A 22,889-nucleotide genomic window follows, 5' to 3' on the forward strand; every position below is an offset into this window, starting at 1 on the left:
CTACAGGCTATTGCTGAGCGATTATGCTCAGCCGGTAAACATTGGTAACCCTGATGAGATCACGATCAAACAATTTGGTGAGGAGATCATCAAACTTACCGGAACTGATCAAAAACTGATCAGCCTGCCATTGCCTACAGACGATCCGAAACAACGCCGTCCGGATATCACTAAGGCCAGGGCCATATTGGGCTGGGAGCCAAAGGTATCCAGGAGTGAAGGTTTGAAGATCACGTTAGAATACTTCAAATCGTTACCTGAGCAGGAAATACATCATAAAGACTTTTCTTACTACAATAAATAAAAGTTTTTAAAATCAAATGGTACAGTGATTACGCTGAGCGTATCACTGTACCTTAAAGAAATTGTAACTCCCCAACCCTAAGCTTGAGTTACAAATCAAAAACGTAGCAATAATCCATAAGCTGCACCATTCCTGCACGCAGGCTTTGTATCAAAGCCAATCATGTACAGTTTAATTCAGTTAACCAACATTAAAGTAAAGCATGAACAAAAACTATTACGCGATAATTTTAGCAGGGGGTATCGGAAGCCGGTTTTGGCCAATAAGCCGTACATCGCACCCCAAACAATTTATAGATATTATCGGCAGCGGAAAAACATTGATACAGGATACGTATCAGCGGCTTTCCAAAACATGCCCAAAAGAAAATATCTTCATATTAACTAACGAGAACTATACCCAACTGGTAAAGGAGCAGCTGCCGGATATAACAGATCAACAAATATTGACTGAACCCGTAATGCGGAATACCGCGCCATGCATAGCTTACGGATGTTTCAAGATTGAAAGCCTGAACCCGGATGCGGTGATTGTTGTAGCTCCTTCCGATCAGCAGATCCTTGATGAAGACGCCTTTGTAAGCTCACTCGAAAAATCGCTGGAGGTCGCAGCAGAAAACCATTGCCTGGTAACGTTGGGTATCAAGCCGTCAAGACCGGATACGGGTTACGGCTATATTCAATATACAGGCGCTGTTATAAACAATGATTTTCACAAGGTAAAAACCTTTACCGAAAAGCCAACCCTTGAGGTTGCCAAAAGCTTTATTCAAAGCGGCGATTTTTTATGGAACGCGGGCATTTTTGTTTGGTCGGCCAAGGCGATAGTACAGGCGTTTGAAACCTATATGCCCGATCTGCACAATATTTTTGCTGATGCACGGACGGTGTACAATACAGAAAATGAAGCCACTCACATTAACCAGGCCTACCACCACTGTGTTAATACATCTATCGACTACGGTATTATGGAGAAGGCGGATAATGTATATGTATTGCCATCTGACTTTGGCTGGAGCGATCTGGGAACCTGGGCATCTATATACGAGTTATCTGAAAAAGCTGAGGCCGGCAACGCGGTAATTCCAAATGAAAAGGTGATCATGTACAATTCATCTGATTGTATGGTAAATATGCCCGACGGTAAGCTGGTGATACTACAGGGTTTAAACAATTACATAGTAGTTGAAGCCAATAACACATTACTTATCTGCCCCCGCGATCAGGAGCAAAGCGTAAAACAAATTGTTGCTGATGTGAAAAGCAGGTTTGGCGTGGAGTATGTTTAATCCAGGAAAGATGTTCAGGCAAAGCGAACGATCCCTCTTTTAATAACCGACAAGGTAATAAGGCTGTTTTCGAAAGATAACGGCCTTTTTTGTATCTGTACTATTCGTTCGCCAAACAACTACTGTTTCAGCAAACCGGCAAAAAATGGTTTTAGTTCTTCCGCTAAGATTTGATGATCGGCTACGCTTGGGTGCCCGGAACAACCATGAGCCTCCATTGGTTCAAAAAAGAAAGTTGCAACAGGCTTGTCTTTCGGATAGGTGGTGTCAACAGTGGCTTTTACCCGGCTTAAACACCGTTGCAATATCTCCCTTGAGTTACCTTTAATCATCGGACTGGAAAGCAAGACAATTTGAGCTTTTGGATATTTGGATTTAACCAGTTGTACAAACTTTACATAGTCGTTAACAAATCGTACGGTATCAAATGGGGCTCTTGCACTACCATCGCCATTACTCATATCATTAGTGCCTAAGGCAATGCTTACAATTTTAGGCTGATAGGTTTTAAAATCCCATTTCAACGAGTCCTTTTCCTGGAAATTTGCGTTTTCGTATACCAGCGGCATCGATGGAGAGTCCCTGTTCCAGGTACGGTAAACGCCAATACCGCTAACACTTGATAAAATAAAATTGGCATTTAATGCCCTTGCTATTCTTGGTCCATAAGCCATGTAGGCATTATGATGATCCTGGTAATCACCGGTTCCGCATGGAATTTCCGAATCGTCAGCTGCCGCTCCGCAGGTAATACTATTACCTATAAATTCTATTAACGGAAGTTTGGGAGCAGATAAACTTTTAACGCCTTCGCCCGCGACCTTTGAAAATAGCAAAGCACCGCTGGTTGCTTCCGTTGCTTTATAAATCCAGATACGGTGTGAACCCGTATTTGGGGCTTTAATGATAATTGGCTCTTTTAAGTTTCCGTCAACCCTGATCCTTTTTTGATAAACCCCGTCAAGTTCATATTGCAGGTAGCTATGACCACCGGCATCCGCGATGCTTACATATATCGCGCACTCATTCCCCTTAAAGCTAAAGCCAAAGTGAGCACCTGAAGTAATAAGCGCTAAGTTATGCTGATTATTGATGAGCGTACGCCCGATAGGTTGAAGATCAGCCGCGTAAATAGTATCAACTTTGGTTTTCGCATGGCTATGCAGTGAGCAAAAGATAAATAAGATAAAGGTAGACAGTATGCTGTTTTTCATCGCATCACAAGATTACCAATATCAGTTCATGAAACCAAATCCCTGAAATTTATCAATATAAATTGCTGTAAAAGTATCAGCCTAATGTATGAGGTAAATAATCTAAGTGGTGAAAGGACAGATCTTTATTTTTTGTTACTATGCGCTTTTCTTTTCGTTGCTCACCTTGTTCAATTCCCCGTAGGGGATACCTATTTGTAGCAAAAGAATAGATGTAATTTTTGCGCCGTAGGTGCTACCATTTTGATATTGCTTTTAAAGCAGTCGGGTAGCACCTACGGCGCAAAAGCCTTTGATAATGATATGTTACAAACAGGTAGCACCTAACGGTGCAACGTTGGCTAAATCTGTAAGCAAGTTAGGTTGGCGGGAAAAATGAAGTGCAAAAAACTATTGCTGACCTTGTTGATATTTATAATGTAAATTCTTCAGTGTTTCGATGGTCGCTTCATCTGTAGAGATACCGTAGCCTGTTACCAAGGTACCTTTAGTACCGCCGGTTGAAGCGAGTGCATAAACGATTGCTTCATCTGCAGGGTCAGAAGGACCTTCATAACGGTACAGGTCTACTATTTCAAATTCACTTACCGCGAATGTTTCTGCACCGGCTTTAAGATGATCTCCTTCAAGACTAAACTCGTGGGTATAGCCTTGTTCTTTTAATTTGCTTATTGCTTCGGTTACTGTGGCGTAATGAAATTTTTGCTCTTGCATGAGGTAGGATGTTTAGTTAAGTTGTAGCTAATATACAATTAAAGTACGCTGCCTGTTTCAGTAATTTCTGCCGAAAATGTTTCAGGCTGTACCAAAACAAAACGTACCAGGCTAAACTCATGCTTAATACAATCGCGGATGCGGTCTATCGCTTCGTTGATTTGTTGGGTGTCGAGATCTTCCTTAAAAGCTACGATCAGCATTAGTATAATTTCGTCAGGCGATTGATAGGTTGATAGCATGTGCATCACTTTTAAAACGGCACTGTCACGTTCAACCAATGCTGTGATTTTTATCCTCGATTCGGATGAAATACCTTCGCCCATCAGTAAGCTCCGGCTTTCGCGCGCTAATATGGCAGAGACAGCAACCAATATCAGACCAACCAATAAAGACGCTATGCCATCAAGTACAGGAATGTTATAACGATGGTTCAGGAACATGCAGATTCCAACAATAAAAAGCCCTGCAACAGCCGCGCTGTCTTCAAACATTACCAAAAAAGTTGATGGGTCTTTGCTTTTCACTACGGCATCCCACCAGGTTTGATCGCCCCGGATCGCGTTAAATTCTTTAAGTGCTATGATGAGGGATGAGCCCTCAAATATGACGGATAACCCCAAAACGATATAGCTCATGGTAGGATCGCCCAATGGTTCCGGCTCTCGGATGTGTAAAATGCCCTGGTAAATGGACAGCCCTCCGCCTAAACCAAATATCATAATAGACACAATGAACGACCAGAAATACAGCTCTTTTCCGTACCCAAAAGGATGTGTTTTGTCTGGTTCTTTACGGCTACGGTAAAGCCCGAATAAGAGCAGCAGTTCATTGGCAGTATCAACCAGCGAATGGATACCTTCAGAGATCATTGATCCGCTTCGCCCGATAACGCCTGCTATGAATTTGGTTATCGCTATAAGCAGGTTGGCGATGAGCGCACTGTATATCGATTTTTTTGATGAAGCCATCTTGTTTAATGAGCTATTACTTCAGCATCGCCAAGTTTTTTTACGTATAGTTCATCCACCAAAATCACAATAATGGCAACAATTGGTACTGCGAGTATAATGCCCAGCACACCTGAAAGCGTTCCCATTACCACCTGGCTGATGATAGTTAATGCCGGCGGCAGGTTAATCATCCGGTTTTGAACTATCGGCACTACGATATTGCTCACAATAGTTTGCGACACCACGTAAATAAGTGCTACTATGACAGCTGTGTTAGTGCCAACGGTGAGGGCGAGCAACACACCCGGTATCATGGCTATAACCGAACCTAAATTGGGGATGATCTTAAGCATGCCTGCAAACAAAGCCAGTATCAAAGCTGCCGGGATCCCCATAATGCTTAAACCGGTTGTAAGCAACACGCCCAATAATACCATAGAAAGCAGCATACCCTTAAGCCAGCCTTTCAACGAGAGGCTGATCCTGTCCATGATATCCTGGCCTAAAGGTTTTTTCTTATCTGATAACAGCATTAAAATGCCGTTCTTATAAACATCGGGATTAGTAGTAAAAAAGATACTCAGAAACAGGATGATATAAATATCACCAAGTACCCCGAAGCCCGTGCTGAAAAAATGCTGAACAGTAACCACCACCTTATCCGGGTCATTATCCCCCGAAAAATAATCAAGAATCTGCTGCCCGGTCGGGTTTGAGGCCACCTTAGCTTTAAAGTTATTAACCGTATGTGGTAGCGTATCTTTTAATAATGCTATCTGGTGCTGTATGGTGGTGCCCATCAGGTAAAACAGCCCTATCACAATTAAAAATGAACCTACTACCGATATGATCATGGCGTATCTTCTGCGCATTTTAGTGTTACGCTCAATCAGGTCGCCAAGGCCGTGAAAATAAGTGGCAATGAGCGCGCCGGATAATACCATCAGCAGTACGTTGAATGCTACTCGTGCTACGAGTATCACCACAACCAACAGGGCAACAATGGCAACGGTATGCCATACTTTTTCAATGTAGGTAAGTTCTTTTTCTTTTTTTGGGGTCATACAGCAGGTGTTTGTTCCATAAACACAGTGATGCGCCTTAAATGTTTTGATTGGAAACAATTTAAGGTTAAGGGGATGTTAAGAATATGACTATCTCAATAATATTTTAACTTCTTAAAATATTTTAAAAAGAAAGTGTAACAATTTAAATAAGTTTTTGTAAAATTATCCCGCCAACGGATTTTTAACGATATTTAGTTAATACCGAACCCAAAAACCATAACCCTCTCAATTGATGAAAAAAAACTACTACATCGTAACGCTGATCATGCTTACGTTTTTTGTTATTTCATTTTTAACCAATATCATAGGCCCGTTATCTCCCGAGTTTATCAAAGATTTTAAATTGAGCGATGCGATGGCGGGTTTATTGCCCTTCGCGTTTTTTATTGCTTATGGGGTAATGTCTATTCCGTCGAGCATGCTGGTTCAAAAGTATAACGAAAAAGCTATCATGGTTGCAGCCTTTGTGGTTGCTTTTTTGGGTTCGTTGTTGTTGGCTGTTTATCCTAACTATCTCACTGCCATATTATCCTTGTTTTTAATCGGCTGTGGTATGGCTATGTTGCAGGTGGTGATTAATCCACTGCTGCGTACATCGGGAGGGGAGGAGAACTATGCTTTTACATCGGTACTGGCGCAGCTGATATTTGGCGGGGCATCGTTTGTTAGTCCGCTGGTTTACTCTTACATGGTTAAAAATATGGGAAGCAGCAAAGGCGGGATTTTTCCGTTACTTGAAGCACATGTACCTGCAACTATGCCCTGGATCTCGTTGTACTGGTTATTCGCGGTGATTTGCCTGGCCATGTTTGTGATCATGCTGATATCTAAATTTCCGAAGGTTGAACTGGCACATGATGAAAAAGCCGGACCCTGGAAAACACACGTCGATCTGTTTAAAAAGCCGGTTGTGATAGCCTATTTCATCGCGCTGTTTTGCTACGTTGGCAGCGAGCAGGGGGTATCTTACTGGATGTCGCAATTTTTGTTTGAATATCACAAGTTTGATCCGCAAACTACAGGCGCCAACGCGGTAGCCTACTTTTGGGGATTGATGACAGCCGGCGGGATCCTGGGCTTGCTTTTACTTAAACTGATGGATAGCCGTAAATTACTGGTGATCTTCACCATTCTGGCGCTCATCTTCTTGTCGCTGGGTTTATTCGGCGGACCGCAAACATCATTGTATTCATTTTCTATAGTTGGGTTCTTCATGTCGGTGATGTATCCCATCATATTTTCATTAGCATTAAGTTCTGTGGCCGAAGACCACGGTTCATTTGCCGGGATCCTGGTTACGGGTATTATTGGTGGCGCGGTTGTTCAGTTATTGATAGGCGGATTGGGCAGTTTGTTTGGCTTGCGCCAAGGCATGTTTTTCCTGTATATCACATTTGGCTATATGCTGAGCATCGGATTTTGGGCTAAGCCATTGGTAACTAACAAAACTATTTTTGATAATAAAGCATAAACATATACATGAGCAACATAAAAGTTATAGGTATTGATCTGGGCGCTACCAATATTCGCGGCGCTGTGGTTAGCAATAATGTAATTGGAAATATCGCATCGCAACGAATTAAAAGCGATGGCAGTGTAGAGGATGTGCTGAACGATATTTATACCGTTGTTGATGCCCTTTTACTAAATGATACCGCCAGCGCTATCGGCATAGGTGTACCCAGCGTTGTTGATGTGGCCGAAGGTATTGTTTATGATGTGCAATACATTCCGTCATGGAAAGAAGTTTACTTAAAAAAACTAATGCAGGAGCGTTATAATATTCCGGTATATGTAAATAATGATGCCAATTGCTTTGCCGTGGGCGAGTTATATTTTGGCAAGGGAAAGGATGCTGATAGTATGGTGGGCGTTACGCTTGGCACAGGTTTAGGCACGGGCATAATCGCCAACGGTAAATTGTATGCAGGCCACAATTGCGGTGCCGGTGAGATAGGGTTATTCCCTTATATCGATAACATTCTTGAATACTATTGCAGCGGTTCATTCTTTAATAATGTGTATGGATTGGATGGCGTACGGGTATTTAAGGATGCGCAGGCAGGAGATGAACAGGCGTTAAAGTTATATGCGGAGCTGGGTACTCATGTAGGTAATGCAGTTAAAATGGTAATGTACGCTTATGACCCCGAGTTGATCATTCTTGGCGGCTCTGTAAGCCACGCTTTTGAATATTTTAAGGAAACCATGTGGCAGCAGGTAAAAACATTTGCCTATACTAAAACGCTTGAACGCATTAAAATAGAGATTTCGGAATTGCAAAACAGCGGCATTGTAGGAGCGGCTGCCTTGTATTACGATAACCAGAAATAAACCTATATCTACCATGAAAAAAATATTATTAATGTCGGCAATGTTTCTGTTTGGTGCAGGGGCATTTGCACAGGGGCGACAGGAAAATTTTAACCTGTTATTGAAAGATGACTGGCAAATGCAGTCAATAGTTACAGCGCCCGCCGCCGCTACAGAGGTCTCGAAGGAGAACTTTAACACACAAGGCTGGTATAAGGTAAGTGTGCCCTCTACCATTTTAGCGGGCTTGCTGGCTAATCAGGTTTATAATTTCGATCCGTTTATGGGCAAGAACCTCGAAAAACTGGCCGACCCTAAATTGGATAAACCCTGGTGGTTCAGGAAGGAATTTACATTGCCGGCTGCCGAAAATGGCAAGAATGTGATCTTGCGCCTGCATGGTATCAACTACAAAGCCAATGTTTGGTTCAATGGCGTCAAAATAGCCGATTCAACCAAAATTAAAGGCCCATACCGGATCATTGACCTCGACCTGACCAAAAACATCAATTATATCGGCACCAATACGCTGGCCATTGAGGTATTAAGGCCATTTACTCCTAACAAACGCGACGGCGACCTGGCCATTGATTATGCCGACTGGATCCCATACCCGCAGGATTATAACGGTGGTATCATCAATAACGTAGAGGTAAAAACATATAATAAAGTAGGTGTGAAGTTTCCGCTGGTTACTACCAATTTCGATCTGCCTTCGCTTGCCGTTGCTCATTTAACTATAGACGCGCAGGTAACTAACTACACCAATAAAGCGCAGGACGCGGTAATTAAAGGTAAGATCAATGAGAATATCTCCTTTGAAAAAAAAGTACACATGCTGCCCAATGAATCAAAAAATGTGAACTTTTCGCCGCTTGAGTTTAAGCAGCTTAATGTTAAGGATCCATCTATTTGGTGGCCTTGGCAGTATGGTAAACCAAACCTTAATCGTATTGAAATAGCGGCTGTAGTTGAAAAAAAACTGAGTAATTCGGTATCCGAAAATTTTGGCATCCGGGAGTTTACTTCTAAGATCATTGACGATAATCAATCGCGCGAGTTTATTATAAATGGAAAGCCTATTATGCTGAGAGGCGCGGCCTGGTCGCCTGATATTTTTCAACGTCGTTCTGTTGAAAGGCAGGAGCAGGAGATCCGCCTGGTGCGTGATATGAATATGAACATCGTACGCTCCGAAGGTAAAATGGAGGATGATGATTTTTATGATCTGTGCGATAAATACGGTTTGATGGTGATGAACGGCTGGATGTGCTGCGGTACCTGGCAACATCCCGAAAAATGGGATGCCGCCGAGCGTAAAGTTGCCATGGCATCGGATAGCAGCGTGATGTACTGGCTGCGTAACAAAGCCAGTTTGTTTGTGTGGCTTAACGGCAGCGATATGCCGCCTACCGATACCTCGGTTGAACGTGATTACCTCAAGATTGAAAAGCAACTGAAATGGCCTAACCCGCTGCTGGCAACTGCTAACGAAGGTAAATCGAAAGTATCAGGCTACAGCGGGGTGAAAATGGCTGGCCCGTATGAGTGGGTGCCGCCAATTTACTGGGAAACCGATGCTGCCAAAAAATTTGGCGGTACCTACAGTTTTGCTACTGAAATTTCGCCGGGTCCGTCAATACCGCCTTATGAAAGTTTGATCAAATTTATTCCGAAAGATTCATTGAATGTAACCTCGGCCGATTGGAATTACCATTGCGGTACGGGCTCATTTGGTACAACAAAGGTATTTACCAAAGCGCTCTATGGCCGTTATGGCGAAACGTCATCCATTAAAAATTATGTAGCCAAGGCGCAGGCCCAAAACTATGAAGGACACCGCGCCATGATGGAAGCTTATGGCCTAAACAAATACCAAACTGCTACAGGCGTGGTTCAGTGGATGCTAAGCAATCCATGGCCGGGACTGATCTGGCATACCTATGATTATTACCTGTACCCTGCCGGGACCTATTTCGGCATGAAAAAGGCTATGGAACCCTTGCACATATTGTATTCATACAAAACAAACGAGATAGCGGTGATCAATTCATACCTGAAAACGTTTAGCGGGTTAAAGGTTAAGGCGGATGTTTACAACCCTGACGGAAGTAGCAAGTTTAGCAAAACGGTAACCGCTGAAATAGGTGCTGATGCCTCGAAGAGGTTATTTGCGATCCCTGCCATCTCTGGTTTATCAGATACTTATCTGTTGCGTCTTGAATTGAGCGATAAAAGCGGCGAAACTAAAAGCATCAACTGGTACTGGCTTTCCAAAAAAGGAGATGAGCTGAATTGGAAAAAATCAAACTGGTTTACTACTCCGCAATCTGCTTATGCTGATTATTCGGCCTTGCAATCTCTTCCTAAAACAAAACTAACTGTTAGCCAAAATAACAAAGTTGAAGGGGATAGCACTTCGTACGCTGTAACCATAAAAAATACAGGTAGTGCGGTGGCTTTCTTTGTTCATTTACGTGCTTTAAAAGGCCAGGGTGGTGATGATATTTTACCGGTAATTTTCAGCGATAACTATATTTCATTGGCTCCCGGCGAAAGCAGGATCATTAAATGTACTTACAGCAATAAAAATGCTGATGGGGCTACACCTTATTTATTAACCTCGGCCTGGAACCTGGATACTGCCGGAAGCAGTGGGGGCAGTGGTTTTGAGGATGGGTTGCCGAAGGAGTAAAAACATAAAATAAAATTGTCATTTCGATAGGGCAGTGGGCTGAGATGTGCGATGGAGTGAAAGAGAAATCTTATACGCCATGTTAAGCAGCTGTGCATAGTCAACTTGACGTATAAGATTTCTCCTCGTTCCTCGTCGAAATGACATTTTTTGTTTATTGTTAGTTCAAATGCAACGCTGTCCGAAGTCTCTGACTTCGGACGACTATGCCTGGAGTTTCTAACTCCAGTACCCCCGCTCAGAAATTGAAAGAATAGGTTGCTATGCACATGGAGTTCCAAACTCCATGCATACAATATTCGAAGTCAGAGACTTCGAATATTGTATCTTTTTCTTTTTGACTGTGATTTTTTTAATTCAAATGCCCGCCCCGCAATTTAGCCTTGTAGTAACTCGGCGTTATACCTTCAATTTTCTTAAAAGCCCGGCTAAAGTAGTTGAGGTTATTGAACCCGGCTTTAAAGCAGGCTTCAGAGATACTGTTATGCGGGTTGTTCATCAATTGTTTGGCTAATTGCAGGCGCTCCTTAATGATATAATCAACCGGTGAAATTCCAAGTTCATGTTTAAACGCCCGGAAAAAGCTAGCTTTGCTCATGAAAGCCATTTGGCTTAGCGCATCAATATTAAGTTTATCACTTAAATGAACCCTGATGTATTCAAGCACATAGGCAAACCTGCTGCTGCTTGATAGCTCATGCAGGTTATCGCTTACCTCATGCAGGTTTTGCATCTGCATAATACGGATCAGCAATTCCTTTAAAGTGAGGTTGGCCAACACATCTTTCGTCAGCGCGTCGCCGGTACTAATGCGTATGAGTTTGTTAATGAGCTGCGCAAGTTCGTGATTATTAAAAAAGTGGAACTGGTTATAGTTCAGCTGCCAGATCTTTTTATCTTCCCTCGGGTAGTTCTCATTTAAAAAATCAAGCGTGTTCGCTATTTCCTGGTGGTTAATGGCAAGCGCAGTACATTGCGACGGCTGGTTGATGCTGGCCTCCGGAAAATCAATTTTCATGGTAATATTCGGCGGAACTATAACCGTTTCACCGGGCAGGTAATCAAAACCTGGCTTATCAAACAGGTGCATTACCTTTTTGCCGCGCAACATACTGGTAATTACCAGGTCGCTGAAGGTTAAGGGCACAAGTTCGCTGCGCTGAAATGTTTCAAAAACATTGAGCTCGCACTGGTTCATGGTGTAAGCCTTGCGGTTTTCAATCAGGGTATTCAGTTCTTTTCCGTGTGAGAGGCTTAGTGGAGATAACAGGATTTTGTTATTCATAGCCGTTTATAATTTAAGCCAAATTAGGCATACTTATCCTCAATAACAAGCCGCTGCAAAAAATGCGAACATTGTGCTACCATTTGAGAGCATAATGCAAATGCCTTACAGCGAGGTAACTCTACATTAGCATTACCAAAAAACATAAAAATTATGAGCGCTGTTTCTAAACCATCCTTTAAGGATAAGTACGACAATTTTATCGGCGGCAAATTTGTTCCGCCAGTTAAAGGCGAATATTTTGATAATATTTCGCCTATTGACGGTAAGGTGTTCACCAAAGCCGCACGATCAGGAAAGGAAGATGTTGAACTGGCTTTAGACGCCGCGCATGCCGCATTCCCAACTTGGGGCAAAACATCGGCTGCTCACAGGGCATCGTTACTAAATAAGATTGCTGATATCATTGAAGCTAACCTGGAGCATTTGGCTGTTGTAGAGTGTATTGATAATGGCAAAGCCATCCGCGAATGCCGCGCTGCGGATTTGCCCTTGGTGATTGATCACTTCCGTTATTTCGCCGGCGTGATCCGTGCCGAAGAAGGAGGAATTTCCGAACATGATGAATATACCGTAAGCATCTGTTTGAACGAACCGCTTGGCGTTGTAGGACAGATCATTCCCTGGAACTTCCCATTGCTGATGGCTACCTGGAAAATCGCCCCCGCGCTGGCTGCAGGCAATTGTTGTGTGGTTAAACCAGCCGAGCAAACTCCGACATCAATTATGGTATTGATGGAATTGATCCAGGATGTTTTGCCTCCCGGTGTTTTAAATATTATTACAGGTTTTGGTCCTGAGGCAGGTAAACCGCTGGCTTCATCCCCAAGGGTTGCCAAAGTATCTTTTACCGGGGAAACTACAACAGGCAGATTGATCATGCAGTACGCCTCTGAAAACCTGGTACCGGTTACTATGGAGCTTGGCGGCAAATCACCAAATATCTTCTTTGAATCTGTTGCCGATGCCGATGATGAGTTTTTTGATAAGGCTGTAGAGGGCGCTGTGCTGTTTGCTCTTAATCAGGGAGAGGTTTGTACCTGTCCGTCGAGGATCCTGGTGCATGAAAACATCTACGACAAGTTTATGTCGAAGGTGATTGAGCGTACTAACGCTATTATTATGGGTAATCCGCTTGACGGCACTACCATGATGGGCGCGCAAGCTTCTAATGATCAATACGAAAAAATTCAATCATACCTTAAAATTGGTAAAGAGGAAGGAGCCGAAGTGCTTTGCGGCGGCGAGATTAAAAAGTTAGATGGCGAGCTGGAAGGCGGCTACTACATTCAGCCAACCTTGTTTAAAGGCAATAACAAGATGCGCATTTTCCAGGAAGAAATTTTTGGTCCGGTAGCTTGTGTAACCACATTTAAAACTACCGAAGAAGCTATCGCGATAGCGAATGACACGCTTTACGGTTTAGGTGCCGGGGTGTGGACCCGCGATGCTCATGAACTTTACCAGGTGCCACGCGCTATACTGGCCGGCAGGGTTTGGGTAAATAATTATCATGCTTATCCGGCGCACGCGCCATTTGGTGGCTATAAAAAATCGGGTTTTGGGCGCGAAAATCATAAAATGATGCTTGGCCATTACCGTCAAACTAAAAACATGCTGATCTCATATAATAAGAACAAGCTGGGATTTTTTTAGTCCCGGCTTTTACCGATCCCCGTTCTTAAACTTACGAAGTTTCAAAAACTTCGTAAGTTTTTACACATCGTGACAGCTAATCTAATAAAATGATAAAAAGAGTAACCATAACCCCGGCAGCCTCCGGACTGATAGCCGAACTCAAATCGCGTTTTGGTGAACTCATGTTTCATCAAAGCGGTGGTTGTTGTGACGGCTCATCACCCATGTGCTTTGAAAAGGGCGAGTTTAAACTTGGGGGTAGCGATGTAAAAATAGGAGAGGTTGATGGCTGCGAGTTTTGGATGAGCAAAGATCAGTTTGAGTACTGGCAGCATACCCAACTACAATTAGATATAACAAAGGGGCGTGGTTCCAGTTTTTCCATAGAGATTCCTACCGGGTTCAGGTTTATGATCCATTCCAGGTTATTTACTGATGATGAACTGAAAAATTTGGAGCCTGTTGGCTTTATTGAAGATTGATGTTAAAATATTGTCATTGCAGAGAACGAAGCAATCCGGAACTGTTCAGGCCGGAATCTGCTCATCGGTGATTGCTTCGTGCAATGGCTTAAGAGAAACTACGTTGAATCAAGTAAGCTCAAGGGCAAATAATATTCCATCACGTCATTGCGAGGCACGAAGCAATCCCTAACTGTACAGAGGGATGTGCATACCTCTTCACTAATCGGAGATTGTTTCGTTACTCGCGATGACGTGATTTTTACAGATAGTAAAAATTATTTTGCTGCCTGTACTTTATCCAGCTTGTCCATAATCTCTTTAGTATACTTAATGGATAATGCCTTTTTGAAATATTTTTCAGCATTGGCTTTATCGTCCCGGGCCAGAAAGCAATCGCCCATACTGTCGTAAACGTTAAAGTTTTTTGGGTAATTATCTATGTTCACCTGGAAAAACATCGCCGCTTTTTCATAATCCTTTTGTTGTAAAAACGCGTACCCTACACCATTCATTTCGGCTTCGGGAGGGTGCACGGTGTAGCCCATTTCTTTTGATATCAGGCCGTAATGTTCATCTATCATTTTCCTTAATTGAGCAGCACTATATTGTTTGTTGAAATACTGATTGTAAGGTTGGTTTCGCGGGAAACGGTTGTTTTTGAAGATAAACCTTAAGCCATCATATTCGGCATTGAACGGTACCGAATTATGATCATCGTCCGGGTAATATTTCTTGGCCCATTGCAGGTTATTGATTTTATTACGCGCAAGATTATCAGCCAGTTTCATGATCGACCGGATATGGTGTGAGATCTCGGATGTATCTCGTTTTACCTGCATGGTATCCATGCCGGGATCCATGGTATTGGCAAAGGCGAGGAATAGTTTTTTACCACTGAAATTCTTTTGTTTAAGGATTGTTGGAGCTTGTTTCAGTAAGTTATCATTGTCATAAAACATACTTGGGTCGATAGCTATATATGCATTGAAGACCTGCGGATGTTTCAATAACATATTAATTGTAGTTAAACCACCTATTGAATGGCCAATCATGGTGCGATAGGGAGCCGTAGGGTATTTTTTGTCTATGTAAGGGATCAATTCATTTTCCATAAAAGCAGCAAAGTTTTCGCCGCCACCCGATGATTTGTCCATAGCGCTGTTAGTAGGGGTAAGGTCGCGGGTACGATGATGGGGTGTATTCAGGATGCCAACGATGATCATCTGCGGAAGCACAGTGTTACCTGAAGTGGCGCTAAGTTCTTTAACCATGGTAACCAGCGACATAAAATGATCATCGGCGTCTAAAACGTACAAAACCGGAAATTCCGGTTTTGAAAAGTAATTGGTATCATATCCCGGGGTATACGCCCAAAGCGGTCGGTTTTCTTTCAGGATGTTGGAATAAACGGTATCAATCCGACCCAAAACTATGGGTTGCTGTGGTTGCTGTGCCTTTAGCAGATATGCTATTGTAAGGTGGAAGAGTATCAGGATAAGCTTTTTCATGTGGCTGTTGATTTGTTGATTCAATGTTACTGCAACATGGCCCACGGCGGAATTAAATGTGATGAATGCCTTTGTTTATGTGATGGAAATAATTCGGAGTTCCTGTTCGTTTTAAAAGGGACCGAAAACATGTATCAACAGGTTTTTGTTAGTTCTTACATCATCTATAAATAATTGCCGTGCTGAATACTTATAATACCGCCCGTAAAAAAAATAGTTTAACCAAGTTTGAGAAGGTGATCTTCGGACTAACATCCGTATTGACTGCTGTAGCTATTGTGCTGTTTTTTACCAATAAGGCGTATTTTGAAATGATCTATAGTGCCTACGGCGGATTTATCGGATATGTCACTGTTTTATTATTGCTGGTGATCTTTGGCGTTTCGGCGGTATATCTCATCAGGCTTTCCCGCTACCGCAGCATCCAGTTTTGTATCGTTTTTATTTTAGCCGGGGTAGTGAGCTTATTTTTTATCGCCGAAAAAATGAGCCACCTGCCCGATCTGCTTCATATCTCCACGCACAAGCTTTTTAAAGCCAATACAACCATATTACGCGCAAATGCAAGCGGCATAATGAAAATTAACGAGGTGGGGCAAATTGCTTTGTATTGGGTTTTAATAGCGGCCGGAGTTTTTTACTTCATGGTACTTCCCTTTATATACCGAAGCAACTTCAGGGCTAAGCGGTTTATCGATAAAATTGGTATTCCTATTCCGCATCGTAACCACGTTATAGCTATAATTGTATTATTGGCGTTGTCGGCGCTGTTTTCAGCCGTAAATCAATCGGAAGTACTACCGCTTGACCTTTCCGCAATATTTTTGCTGATATTGTTTTGCCCGGAAAATATTGGCGTTTTCAGGCGATAGTCATTTTTAATGGTGCTTTATTTAAATGTTTTGCAGTGTTATTAATCCGATCATTTACTGCAACTTTGTAATAAACGTACCAGTTAAAACCTTATAAAATATGGCTACAGTTTCATTGGGCAGCCCTGCGGGTAAATGGATCATGGTTTCTGCTATACTGGCTTCGGCCATGGCTTTTATTGATGGTACAGCGCTCAATGTAGTGCTGCCGGCCCTGCAACAAAGCCTTAATGCCAAAGGAGCCGATCTGTTCTGGATCCTGAATGCCTACCTGCTGATGTTAGCCTCGCTGATTTTAATAGGTGGTTCATTAGGAGATAAGCTGGGGCGCAAAAAGATCTTTATGATTGGGATCTTAATTTTTATAAGCGGTTCGGCGCTTTGTGGCTTTTCGCCGGGTGTATTTTATCTTATTGTTTTCAGGGTTATACAGGGAATTGGCGGCGCGTTAATGATTCCGGGGAGCCTTTCACTTATTTCATCTTCTATTGATGCTAAGGAAAGGGGAAAGGCTATTGGTACCTGGTCGGCCATTACAACGGTGGTTACCATGGGCGGACCGGTACTTGGCGGCGCATTGGCCGATGCAGGCCTGTGGCGATATATCTTCTTTATCAATGTACCGATTGGAATAGTTGCCCTGCTCATTTTGTGGCGTAAAGTTGCCGAAAGTAAGGACGATCAAACAGATCAATCCCTTGATCTCCCTGGCGCTATCTCGATTGCTTTAGGCCTTGCATTGCTTACGTTTGGTTTTTTACGGATGCCCGCAGTTGGTTTCAATAACTGGCAGGTTTACGGGGCGTTGAGTATAGGGTTGTTGCTGCTGTTGGGTTTTATTTACATAGAAGGAACAAGTAAACACCCCATGATGCCCCTTACCCTGTTTAATAATAAAACCTTTAGCGGGATAAATCTGCTTACCTTTTTTCTGTATGCCGGGTTGGGCGGCGGGATGCTGTTTATGTCGTTAAACATGGTGCAGGTGCAAGGGTATAGTCAACTGCAATCGGGGTTAACGTTTTTACCTTTTACTGTGCTTATGATCTCTATTGCACGTTATGCCGGAGTCATCGCCGATAAAAAAGGCCCACGTTTATTGCTAATCATTGGTCCGGCACTGGCGGGTACCGGCTTGCTGATGCTATCATTTATCAAGCAAACCGCAGGTCCGTCTGATTACTGGACAAGTTTCTTCCCGGGGGTGCTTGTTTTTGGCTTTGGTATGTCATTGACGGTAGCGCCGCTTACGGCTACGGTTATGGGTTCGGTGAGCGACCACTTTTCGGGTACCGCGTCGGGTATTAATAATGCTATGACGCGCATTTCAAATGTCTTTGCCAATGCCATTTTCGGCGCACTTGCAGTTTTGTTTTTTTCTGGCGCTATGCAGGGCGAGATGAAGAAGCTTTCTCTAAATGATAAAGATAAAAAGGCTGTTATGGAACAATCGGCAAATTTGGGGAATGCGAAAGTACCAGCCAATGTTGACGGAGCCAATAAAAAGGCAGTAGAGACTGCCTATCACAACGGATTTATTTCAGCTTATGGCAATATCATGCGTATCTGTGCTGGCTTAGGATTTTTAGGCGCGCTGATGTCTGTTGTTTTTATAAGGAATAGTGCTATTAAAAAGGAGTGATTGTCCTAACGGGAGACGCATCACATGCGTCTCCCGTTAGGACAATTTGAATACATTGCAGATGCATGTGATGCATCTTTACTATACATAAAAAAAATCGATAAAAATTTCAGATTGACGTTGCAACCATTTGTTTATGAATATCGTCTACCCTGTAAATCCATCTAAAAATATTGTTATGCTAAATCTTATATCACCCCGAAATTTTGTAAAATTACTTGCCGTTTGCTTTTTATCTTTTGTTGCCGTCGGCGTATTTGCGCAGGATAAAACCAAAACAATAGGTAATAAGCTGCGAACCGGCTCGTCCAATACTTCTTTCGATGCTGTTAAAGGCAGACAAGTTGGCATTGAAATGAATGCAGGTAAAAACCCCGTTCAATTATTGAAACTAAGTTTTCATACCCAAAACCGTTCAAACGATAGCATCCCATTTAAAGTGAATGTTTACCAAATGGCCGGAAAACTTCCAAATGAAGCTAATTTGGTTAAAGACGAAATAAAAGGCTATATCAAAAAATATAACAATCAGGATAATCACCAGCTAATTACAGTAGATCTATCGTCATATAATGTTAAGGTAGCCGGAGATATTGTAGTTTCTATTGAGTTTTTAGCAACTAAAACCGGTTCAAATATTGGTTTTGCCTGTGGCTTGTTTAACGGTGGTACTTTTCATAAAGATACCGAAACCGAGCCTTGGAAAAAGATCCCGGTTGTAGGTGTTGATTTTAATGTTTTGGTAAAAAAACTGAAGTAGTCACCCCCTCTAAATCTCCCCTTTGGGGAGGCTTAATGAATAATAACGACGAGCAAAAGATTTTTCGTATTGAACTATAAAGTCCCAATATCTGGTAGATCCAAATTCCCCGTAGGGGATACCTGTTTGTAGCAATAACATTCATGATTTTTTTTGCGCCGTAGGTGCTACCATTTCGGATATGCTATTGTTAAAGGGTAGCACCTACGGCGCAAAAGTATCCACCAATTATTTTGCTACAAACAGGTAGCGCCTAACGGTGCATACTGGCATAATAACGTCGTAGCTTTTGCAAGAATTATCTTTATTCAAACAACTCTTGTTCATCGGTATAATACGTTTTCCTCGATGCTTCGTTAATCAATATTGCCGCGCCGGTTGGACTGTGCTTTTTCTTTGAATTATGGATGTTCATGAAATCACGCACTTCGCCGTTAATAATATCGGGGTTTGATTTCAGGATACTTTTTTCCGCGTCTTCAAGTACCGATCTTATGGCTTGCACCAGGTCTTTCAGTTTTGCTTCCGGTATTTTACTGCTTACCGAAAACGGCGAAATGCCGGCATGCCATAAAATTTCATCAGCGTATGCGTTACCAATGCCGCGCAAAATCTTTTGATCAAGCAAAACTGTTTTGATATTGGTTTTTGTTTTTGCGAGGCGTTTTTTCAGGTATTCAACATCTGCCTCAAGGGCATCGGGTACATCTTTTTTTTCAGGGTTAAGGGTTGGGGCCGCAATCCCCTGGAAATCGGTTAACGTTAATCCACTGTCATCGTCAAAGTACAGTTCAATGATACTGTATTTGTTTTCGTTTTTTGTATCAAACAAAAACAGCTTGCCGTGCAGCATCAGATGTAAACCGAGCACATCACCTTTACTAAATTTAATGTGCAGTTCTTTACCTTCACGGTAAACTTTATCAAGTTTTTGTCCGCTTAAAACTTCATCCAGTTCATGTGCGCTAACATTTAGCTTTTTAGCGTTTGGGACTTCTATCTTTTTTACGGTTTTTCCTGCAAGCTTCTTTTGCAGATTATGGCTAAAAGCCTGAAGGTCGGGTAATTCGGGCATGGTGTGTATTTTTATAGGTAATTTATGCTGGTTATTAATGTTTGTTATCGCGATAGTCCGTTAAACTTTTTAAAGCGATGTGCTGCCGTTTCAATAGCGTCGTTTTGCGATTTTGTGAGTTGAGCAAACGGTTTTAACTCAATATCGATAGCTTTTTTGCCAATGCTCCGGCCCCAGTTGCCCAGTACCTGGTTATTGACCATAATGGTTGGGAAAAAGGTAATCGCACCCATTTTATCCCGGAATTTAGCAGGTACCATGGCATCCCGGTTTTTATAGGAAATAAGTAATTCATCATACACGGGTAACAGGTACGCGCCTGATTTTTTTACTTTACTTAGATCAACGTCAGCACCCATCCAATAATTTATTCCCTCAACCGTAATGCCGTTCAGCTGTTGTTCGTTTATTTCAATGCCTGCTTTGGCATCTGCAACGGTTAATCCGCTCCAATGCACAAAATCATTTATGGTAGCGGGGCCATGGCTTGTAAAATAACGAAGAACAAGCCGGGCCACTGCCTCGTCCCGATCAATGACCGGTGTCATGGGCGCACGTTCGTCAAGCAGGGTATAGGTAAATTGTTTGCCTTGCCTGGCGCCACTGCAAATCAATTGCTCCAATTCAGCTTTCATTAATATTATAGTAAGCCTCAAATCGTCTGTAACTATGTTGGCTTCATTAAGAGCTTTAACAATTTCCGCACGGGGTAACTGTTTGCCGCCCTGCATCGCTTTTGTAAGCACATCAAAGCTTTTATTAAAAATTACATCGGTAACTTCCTGCTTCTTATACATGGTGGCGTTGCCTGCGTTAATCCTAGGCGCGGTAAGGCTGAGCATCCAGCGTATATCCCGCGGTAATACAAAATGCCAGGTTGGCCTTAATATATGCGTTCTTAAAATTGTGCCGGTAGTCATGGCTTTTTCTACAGATTTATCCGCGGGCGATAACATCCGTAAACCAATTGCCCATTTGGCATAAGCATATTCCTGGGCCTGCATAGGGCCCATATAGCCTATTACCTCTTCGGGTTTCTTAAACTTATTTTGATTAAGGCGCTGGTTATAAGCCCGCAGATTAGCTATGTCAAGATTAGTCATGTATATCTATTAAAAATGCTATTCAAAATAAATATATGTTTATGACAACGGTTTGTCAGCAGGAAAAATGATTTAATTTGAAAAATGAACAGGATAGGGTTTGATTTTTTCTTCGGGGGATTTGTACTTGGTATTGTTATCGGCTTGCTTTTACACAATATCGAGGTAGGGATAGCGATAGGTGTAATATTGGGTTGCTTATTAGGCCTGAGAAAGAAAAGAAAATGATAAAAGAAAAGCCTTACAAAGTTTCTGCACGTTGTAAGGCTTTTAAGTTTGATTAAAAATCGTGATATAAATTCCTGAACGAACTTCTTAGTCCTAATGTGATCAGCGTGTTCTTTGAATCTTTCAGATCATTTTTTTCCTGGCGATATAGTGCGCCAAGCTCAACACGTAAATTATATTTGGGGTTCAGGATATAGGCAACTGTGCCTTCGCCATAGTAAAGTTGTGTACTTATACCCTGGCCAATGGTTGTGGTAGTATTTGCCGAAGGTATAAATGGTTTGGTAATAATTTTACCGTTATTGTCTGTTTTTGTAGGATCGAGGCCGTACTTGGCATAATTAACCTGACCCTGAAAATCAAAACGTCCGACAGAATAATTTAGGATACCTAAAAACTCTCTGAAGTTTGCGCCGTAGGGGTGGGCCAAAGGATCGCTATAAAAAGAGTAGCTGCTTATAGGCTGTTGACTGCTATAAGTATATGGTTTAACGGTATTGTACTCAAATAAATAGTTTAATCTTTTAACCTTGAAGATATCTGCCCCGCGAATACCTAACTGCCATCCATTGGTATTATCGGTACTGTTGCCCGAAAAGAAATCGCTGCCCTTGAACCTGTCAAACATGATCTGCCCGTATAAAGCGGCTTTATCAAAGATTTTGTATTTGGCGTTGAAACCTAAATAAACGTTGTCTTTTTGGTAACCACCAGGGCCTAAGGAACTGGCAAATAAAATAGGGTTTACAAAATTGGCATCAAATCCAGCCCGTTTTCCCTGATCATCGGCCTCTGGCGTTATCAGGGCATTAAACATACCAAAAGAGGCCCGTTTGGTTATGTTCCAGTCAATATAGTGGAATAAGGCCCACTTGCGACGGTTACCCCCAAAATAATCAAATTTAGGAGCTACAGAATTAAGATCTTCAATGTAAGCCCAAGCCGCCATATAGCGTACCGGGCCAAGATCAGCTGTAACCCTTAGCAATGGCATGTTGGCCGCAAAGTCTGAAAGCAGCACAGAACGGTAGCCATCGCCGATAAACATTTTATCCTCGCCTAAAGTAATATTCAGTTTGGGAGTTATCGAGTATGAGAGAATTGCCGTTACGTACGACCAATCCTGTGAGTTTCGTGGCTGGCCGGTGTATTTTCTGGCATAGGCCTGGCCAGGTATAAAACCGTTGGTGTTTACATAGTTGTTGTAATAAGATGCAAACTTGGCCGAGTTTTCAAAACCGCTGGTGTAAAATGAAAACTTATTTCCAACCGTGCCACCTATTTGATAACCTCGTACATTTAAATTAGTTGTAGTGCTATTTGTAAAATCCCTGCCGGCCTGTACATCGGTAATGTAATCAGCGTAAAAGGTATATTCTTTAGCTTTTACATCAAAAAGGTGTTCATTAAACAATTTGCGTCCGCCCCAGGTTTTACGATCTTTAACACCAACGTTCATCACAGAATCATAAGTGCGCAGAATAGTACTGTCAATCAAAAACGGGCGTAAGGAAGTATGTACCGAGTTTTTTACAGAATAAATATCCGAATTGAATTTTTGATACAACTGGTATGAATTAGGTAAATAAACTGATTGTGCATTGGCTAACTGCGATATAAATAAGGCAGTTACGGCTATTATAATTGTTTTTCGAAAGTTTACAGAGTAGAGGTTTTGCATTACAACAAAATAAGTATTAATTGTTCTAAGATAAAAATTTCATTCATAAATAAGGGTATATACATAAATGGGCCTCTGGTTGTTT

At 42.2% G+C, this 22,889-nt stretch carries 18 protein-coding genes and 1 pseudogene; 10 read left to right on the forward strand and 9 right to left on the reverse strand.

The window, feature by feature from the left end:
- Positions 1–304: pseudogene (locus DUL71_RS32210) on the forward strand (SDR family NAD-dependent epimerase/dehydratase); the annotation flags it as partial.
- 202 nt (positions 305–506) lie between these two features.
- On the forward strand, positions 507–1,592 hold the full coding sequence (locus DUL71_RS24765) for a mannose-1-phosphate guanylyltransferase (RefSeq protein ID WP_114940562.1): 1,086 nt from the start codon (positions 507–509) through the stop codon (positions 1,590–1,592).
- Positions 1,593–1,711: 119 nt separating this feature from the next.
- Here the strand turns inward: DUL71_RS24765 and DUL71_RS24770 are convergent, their stop codons facing one another.
- The 4 genes from DUL71_RS24770 to DUL71_RS24785 form a co-directional block, all read right to left on the reverse strand.
- Entirely contained in the window at positions 1,712–2,806 is a 1,095-nt protein-coding gene (locus DUL71_RS24770) for an SGNH/GDSL hydrolase family protein (RefSeq protein ID WP_114940563.1), read from the reverse strand.
- A 390-nt stretch (positions 2,807–3,196) separates the two neighbouring features.
- Positions 3,197–3,520, reverse strand: coding sequence for a hypothetical protein (locus DUL71_RS24775; RefSeq protein ID WP_114940564.1), 324 nt, complete (start codon positions 3,518–3,520; stop codon positions 3,197–3,199).
- Positions 3,521–3,558: 38 nt separating this feature from the next.
- Positions 3,559–4,491 carry a cation diffusion facilitator family transporter gene (locus DUL71_RS24780; protein ID WP_114940565.1) on the reverse strand — a complete coding sequence of 311 codons (933 nt, stop codon included), beginning with the start codon at positions 4,489–4,491 and terminating at the stop codon, positions 3,559–3,561.
- Positions 4,492–4,496: 5 nt separating this feature from the next.
- Positions 4,497–5,537, reverse strand: a complete 1,041-nt coding sequence (locus DUL71_RS24785) for an AI-2E family transporter (protein WP_114940566.1) — start codon at positions 5,535–5,537, stop codon at positions 4,497–4,499.
- 235 nt (positions 5,538–5,772) lie between these two features.
- Between DUL71_RS24785 and DUL71_RS24790 the strand changes: the two genes are divergently transcribed.
- Genes DUL71_RS24790 through DUL71_RS24800 form a run of 3 tightly spaced genes read left to right on the forward strand, consistent with a single transcriptional unit; the run spans position 5,773 to position 10,548 of the window.
- Positions 5,773–7,011: an MFS transporter gene (locus DUL71_RS24790; RefSeq protein WP_114940567.1), complete on the forward strand. Its 1,239-nt coding sequence runs from the start codon at positions 5,773–5,775 to the stop codon at positions 7,009–7,011.
- Positions 7,012–7,019: 8 nt separating this feature from the next.
- Positions 7,020–7,874, forward strand: a complete 855-nt coding sequence (locus tag DUL71_RS24795; RefSeq protein WP_167443314.1) for an ROK family protein — start codon at positions 7,020–7,022, stop codon at positions 7,872–7,874.
- 13 nt (positions 7,875–7,887) lie between these two features.
- Positions 7,888–10,548 carry a glycoside hydrolase family 2 protein gene (locus tag DUL71_RS24800; protein ID WP_114940569.1) on the forward strand — a complete coding sequence of 887 codons (2,661 nt, stop codon included), beginning with the start codon at positions 7,888–7,890 and terminating at the stop codon, positions 10,546–10,548.
- A gap of 352 nt (positions 10,549–10,900) precedes the next feature.
- On the opposite strand, the gene DUL71_RS24805 is transcribed toward DUL71_RS24800, so the two are convergent.
- Positions 10,901–11,833, reverse strand: a complete 933-nt coding sequence (locus DUL71_RS24805) for an AraC family transcriptional regulator (protein WP_114940570.1) — start codon at positions 11,831–11,833, stop codon at positions 10,901–10,903.
- Between the two features lie 153 nt (positions 11,834–11,986).
- On the opposite strand from DUL71_RS24805, the gene DUL71_RS24810 reads away from it, so the two are divergent.
- Together DUL71_RS24810 and DUL71_RS24815 are read left to right on the forward strand one after the other, a co-directional pair.
- Positions 11,987–13,489 (forward strand): aldehyde dehydrogenase family protein, encoded by a 1,503-nt coding sequence (locus DUL71_RS24810; protein ID WP_114940571.1) that lies wholly within the window; start codon positions 11,987–11,989, stop codon positions 13,487–13,489.
- Between the two features lie 89 nt (positions 13,490–13,578).
- Positions 13,579–13,953 (forward strand): DUF779 domain-containing protein, encoded by a 375-nt coding sequence (locus DUL71_RS24815; RefSeq protein ID WP_114940572.1) that lies wholly within the window; start codon positions 13,579–13,581, stop codon positions 13,951–13,953.
- Positions 13,954–14,210: 257 nt separating this feature from the next.
- On the opposite strand, the gene DUL71_RS24820 is transcribed toward DUL71_RS24815, so the two are convergent.
- Entirely contained in the window at positions 14,211–15,443 is a 1,233-nt protein-coding gene (locus DUL71_RS24820; protein ID WP_154402476.1) for an alpha/beta hydrolase-fold protein, read from the reverse strand.
- A 179-nt stretch (positions 15,444–15,622) separates the two neighbouring features.
- Here DUL71_RS24820 and DUL71_RS24825 point away from each other — a divergent pair, with 179 nt between their 5' ends.
- The 3 genes from DUL71_RS24825 to DUL71_RS24835 all read left to right on the forward strand — a co-directional run bounded on the left by DUL71_RS24825 (position 15,623) and on the right by DUL71_RS24835 (position 18,717).
- Entirely contained in the window at positions 15,623–16,315 is a 693-nt protein-coding gene (locus DUL71_RS24825; RefSeq protein ID WP_114940574.1) for a hypothetical protein, read from the forward strand.
- A gap of 100 nt (positions 16,316–16,415) precedes the next feature.
- On the forward strand, positions 16,416–17,957 hold the full coding sequence (locus tag DUL71_RS24830) for an MFS transporter (RefSeq protein ID WP_114940575.1): 1,542 nt from the start codon (positions 16,416–16,418) through the stop codon (positions 17,955–17,957).
- 178 nt (positions 17,958–18,135) lie between these two features.
- Entirely contained in the window at positions 18,136–18,717 is a 582-nt protein-coding gene (locus DUL71_RS24835; RefSeq protein WP_154402477.1) for a hypothetical protein, read from the forward strand.
- A 304-nt stretch (positions 18,718–19,021) separates the two neighbouring features.
- On the opposite strand, the gene DUL71_RS24840 is transcribed toward DUL71_RS24835, so the two are convergent.
- The 3 genes from DUL71_RS24840 to DUL71_RS24850 form a co-directional block, all read right to left on the reverse strand.
- Entirely contained in the window at positions 19,022–19,792 is a 771-nt protein-coding gene (locus DUL71_RS24840) for a DNA-formamidopyrimidine glycosylase family protein (RefSeq protein ID WP_114940577.1), read from the reverse strand.
- A gap of 44 nt (positions 19,793–19,836) precedes the next feature.
- Entirely contained in the window at positions 19,837–20,895 is a 1,059-nt protein-coding gene (locus tag DUL71_RS24845; RefSeq protein ID WP_114940578.1) for a winged helix DNA-binding domain-containing protein, read from the reverse strand.
- A 280-nt stretch (positions 20,896–21,175) separates the two neighbouring features.
- On the reverse strand, positions 21,176–22,804 hold the full coding sequence (locus DUL71_RS24850; RefSeq protein WP_114940579.1) for a gliding motility protein RemB: 1,629 nt from the start codon (positions 22,802–22,804) through the stop codon (positions 21,176–21,178).
- Positions 22,805–22,889: the final 85 nt, after the last annotated feature.

The sequence above is a fragment of the Mucilaginibacter endophyticus genome (genome assembly GCF_003351025.1).
GTDB lineage: Bacteria > Bacteroidota > Bacteroidia > Sphingobacteriales > Sphingobacteriaceae > Mucilaginibacter > Mucilaginibacter endophyticus.